4 protein-coding genes are annotated in these 3847 nt (G+C 70.6%); 2 read left to right on the forward strand and 2 right to left on the reverse strand.

What is annotated here, in order from left to right:
* Together R6V09_RS48090 and R6V09_RS48095 are read left to right on the forward strand one after the other, a co-directional pair.
* Positions 1-318: DUF4253 domain-containing protein (locus tag R6V09_RS48090; RefSeq protein WP_317887766.1), on the forward strand; the 318-nt coding region annotated here is incomplete at its 5' end.
* 93 nt (positions 319-411) lie between these two features.
* On the forward strand, positions 412-1161 hold the full coding sequence (locus R6V09_RS48095; protein ID WP_317887767.1) for an SDR family oxidoreductase: 750 nt from the start codon (positions 412-414) through the stop codon (positions 1159-1161).
* Between the two features lie 30 nt (positions 1162-1191).
* Here R6V09_RS48095 and R6V09_RS48100 read toward each other — a convergent pair whose 3' ends face one another.
* Positions 1192-3096 carry an FHA domain-containing protein gene (locus R6V09_RS48100; RefSeq protein WP_317887768.1) on the reverse strand — a complete coding sequence of 635 codons (1905 nt, stop codon included), beginning with the start codon at positions 3094-3096 and terminating at the stop codon, positions 1192-1194.
* Between the two features lie 107 nt (positions 3097-3203).
* Positions 3204-3847 (reverse strand): aminotransferase-like domain-containing protein (locus tag R6V09_RS48105; protein ID WP_317887769.1); only part of this gene is annotated, 644 nt, incomplete at its 5' end.

The raw sequence follows: 3847 nt of genomic DNA on the forward strand, positions 1-3847 counted from the left end.
CGCACCGCGGACATCCCGACGGCGCTGGGCTGGACGGGCCCGGCGGAGCACGAGGGGGACACCGCCCGGCTGTCCGCGGTGCTCCGCTCCTGGGAGGACCGGTTCGGCATACGTGTGCTGGCGCTCGGCCTCGACCATCTGCGGGTCTCGGTCGCCGTGCCGCCCACCACCCGCGCCGAGGCGGAGGCCGTCGCCGCCGAGCACTTCGCGTTCTGCCCGGACAACATCTGGCACGGCGGCGACGGCGACCGGACCATCGCCGCCTACGCCGAACACCAGCTCCTGAACCAGTCGGCCTGGCACTTCTGGTGGGACTGACCTGAGCCGTCCCCGCACTCCAGGTGGTGGGTGGCAGTGGCCCGGGGTACGTTCGGGAGGCCCGTCCCATTTGTCGCCCATCGGAGGGCAGTGATGAGCGGAAGTGAGCCGGTCCGGCAGCAGGACCTGGCCGGCCAGACCGTCGTCGTGATCGGCGCGAGCTCGGGAATCGGGCTCGAAACCGCGCGTCAGGTCCGCGCCGCCGGTGGCCAGGTGGTCATGGTCGCGCGGGATCCGCAGCGGCTGGAGCAGGCCGCCGCCGAGATCCAGCCGCTGAGCACCGCGATCCTCGACGCCATCGACACGGACCGGCTCCGGGAGTTCTTCGCGGACCTGCCCCACCCGGTCGACCACGTCCTCTCGACCGTCGGCGGCCCCTTGTACGGGCCTCTGGCAGACCTGGACCTGGCGGAGACGAGCCGGTACTTCGGTGAACGCCTCGCCATGGTGCTCGGGATCGCCAAGTACGGCCGGGAGCGGGTCCGGGACGGGGGCACGCTGTTGTTCATCGGCGGCACAGGCGGTCGCCGCCCCGGCGTCGGCATGTCCGTCATCGCCGCGATGACCGCCGCACTCCCCGCCCTCACCGCCAACCTGGCCCTCGAACTGGCCCCGGTCCGCGTGAACGTCATCGCCCCCGGATTCGTCGACACCCCGTTGTCGGCCACGCTCCTGGGCGACCGGCTCGACGCCCGCCGGGAAGAGCTCCGCGCCTCGCTGCCCATCGGCCGGGTCGTCGGCCCGGCGGACGTCGCCGCCCTGGCCGTACACATCATGCGCAACGAAGCCCTGACGGGCGCGACCTACGACATCGACGGCGGTCAGCAGCTGTTGCCCCGCTGACCGGTCGAGGAGTCGGGTCGCCGGCACGGCTCACTGCTGCGTGGCCGGCTCCAGTGCCTCCACCGCCGCCGCGGCGGCCGAGGAGTCGGGGCCGTAGAAGATGTCGATGTCGACCTCCTCGCCGCCCATCGTCAGGGTGTCCCAGGCGCCGCTGAGGACCAGCATGCGCAGGGTGCGGTCCTCCAGGGTCTGGAGGCGTTCGAGGATCGCGTCGTCGTCCGGCATACCGGGCAGGCGGGGCGCCAGCCTGTCCCGAATCGCCGCCATGCGCGCCAGCAGAGTGGCCGTGTCCGCCTCACGGTCGGGCTCCTCCGCGATGCCGTCGATGCCGTGGTCGATGATGTCCTTGATGGCCCAGGTGACGCCCTGGTCGTCGGTGGTGACCATGGCCTTCCAGGCGCGGCTCTTGTGCCGGTACTGGAGCATCGACATGGCGGCCTCGTGCCGCAGGAAGTCGGCGTCCCGGAAGGGCCTGCCGTTCCAGGCGCTGTTGAGGGAGCGGGCCAGCGAAATGGCGGACGCCAGACCGCTGTTGAGGCCCCGGCCCGGCCAGAAGTGGATGGAGTTGGCCGCGTCGCCGAGCAGGAAGCCGTAGGTGCCGGGGGTGTTGACGGTGGGGGGCAGCAACTCGGCGGAGAAACGCGGGCGTTGCACCATGTCGAGGCGGAAGCTGGTGACCGCGGACAGGCCCTGGGATTTGACGTCGAACAGCCGCAGCCCCTCGTGCACCCGCTTCCACAGGGGCGAGCCCTTGATGAGGGCGGGGAGGAACAGCGTGCCGTGGGTGGCGCACTGGAAGTCGCCGTGCTCGTCGCGGTTCATCAGGCACGGGCGGGAGGCGATGCACTCCTCGAAGACCCGGCGGACCGGGTCGATACCGATGACCTCCGCCAACTCGGCGTCCGTCAGCCGCATGTTGAGGAAGCCCTCGCCGCGCAACGAGTTGAGCAGGAAACGGTTCTGAGCGACCGTCAGCAGGATCGCCATCGGGTCGGGCAGTTCCGACTTGACGCGCAGCCCGAGGACGACGTCCCGCAGGTGGACGCCGTCGAGGGAGTAGATGGACTCGTCCGCCTTGCCGAACCGGGCGGCGAAGTGCTCCCGGGTGCGGGACCGGCCGCCGTCGCAGATCGCCAGCACATGCTGCGAGGCGAGTTCGTCCCGCTGTTCCGCCGCGTCGAACTTGGCGGGGATCAGCCGTATTCGGTCCCGCTTCTCGTTCGCCAGCTCCAGCAGCCGGTCCTCGATGTAGGCGATCCGCATGTTGCGCGGATGGTGGTCGCCGATCGAGTCCGGGCCGGACGGCCACATCTCGGTGTAGTGCTCGGGGTCGAAGAGCCGGTCCTGTACGTACTGCGGCCAGGCGAGGTACTGCCGGCTCTGCACGGTCACCACCTGCTGGCGCCGTACGTTGCCCTCGTCCGCGCTCTTCCAGACGACAGTGCGGCCGGCCTTGCGCCACCGGCCCTCGTAGACGGTGACCTTGACCTGCGCCCCGAGGAAGTGCTCAAGGAGCAGCGCCATGGACAGCCCGACCGGGCCACCGCCGACGACAGTGACCCGCAGCAGCGAGCCCTCGTCGCCCTCCTCCGGGTGGGTCACCGAGCGGGGCAGGTTGAGCGCCATGAGAGTCTGCATGGCGTCCGCCACCTCGAAGCGGAACTCCTGGTCGCCGATGGTGATCTCGTCACCGGCCTGCAGCAGCCGGGACTCCACCTCTTCCCCGTTGACCTGCGTGCCGTTGCTGCTGCCGAGGTCGCTCAGGACGTATCCCGCGTCCTGGTCGAAGACGATCTCCGCGTGGAAGCGGGAGACGCTCGGGCTGGCGATGACGACCGTGTTCCCCGCGTTGCGCCCGAAGGTGACGCGGGTGTCGACGATCGGGATGCGCTCTCCCGCGAGCAGGCCTTCGCGTCCGACGAGCACCGGTGCCATGGCACTTCCTTCCAGGGGTGATGACATCAGCAGCGCTGTGACGCATCGACTCTATGCTTGCGTGATCAAGTATTCCAGAGGTCAACTGGACCCGATACCAAGGGGATTCAGCTGTTCGCCCCGAATCCGTCCCGCAGCCCCTCCCCCAACCTCCTGAGCCCCTCCCGGATCTCCTGTGGCGTCTGCGTCACGAAGCACAGCCGCATCGTCGACCGGTCGGGCTCCCCGGCGTAGAAGGGCGCCCCCGGCACATAGGCCACCTCCTGCCGCACCACCCGCGACAGCAGCTCCGTCGTGTCGTACGACTCCGGAAGCCGCGCCCACAGGAACATGCCGCCCTCGGGCCGCTCCCAACCGGACCCCTCCGGAAGCGAGTTGGCAAGCCCCCCGAGCATGGCGTCGCGCCGCTCCCGGTAGACGGCGGCCACCCGCGCGACATGCGCGTCGAGGTCGTTGTCCGCCAAGTACCGTGCCGCGGCAAGCTGGTTGACGGTCGGGGTGTGCAGGTCGGCGGCCTGCTTGGCGACCACACAGGCCCGCAGCAGCGCACCGGGCGCCCGCAGCCAGCCGAGCCGCAGCCCGGGCGCCATCACCTTGGAGAAGGAGCCGAGCAGCACCGTACGGTCCGCCGCGCCCTCGTGGGCCGCGATCCACGGCAACCGCTCGCCCTCGAAGCGGAGTTCGCCGTAGGGATCGTCCTCGACGATCCACAGCCCGCGCCGCGCGGCGACGGCGGCGACCGCGGCCCGGC

The organism is Streptomyces sp. W16, from assembly GCF_033194735.1.
Classification (GTDB): Bacteria; Actinomycetota; Actinomycetes; order Streptomycetales; family Streptomycetaceae; genus Streptomyces.

Bases quoted from the DNA above. Each gene is read 5' to 3' on its own strand.
- R6V09_RS48100 (WP_317887768.1), bottom strand. From the start codon at position 3,096: ATGGCACCGGTGCTCGTCGGACGCGAAGGCCTGCTCGCGGGAGAGCGC.
- R6V09_RS48095 (WP_317887767.1), top strand. From the start codon at position 412: ATGAGCGGAAGTGAGCCGGTCCGGCAGCAGGACCTGGCCGGCCAGACC.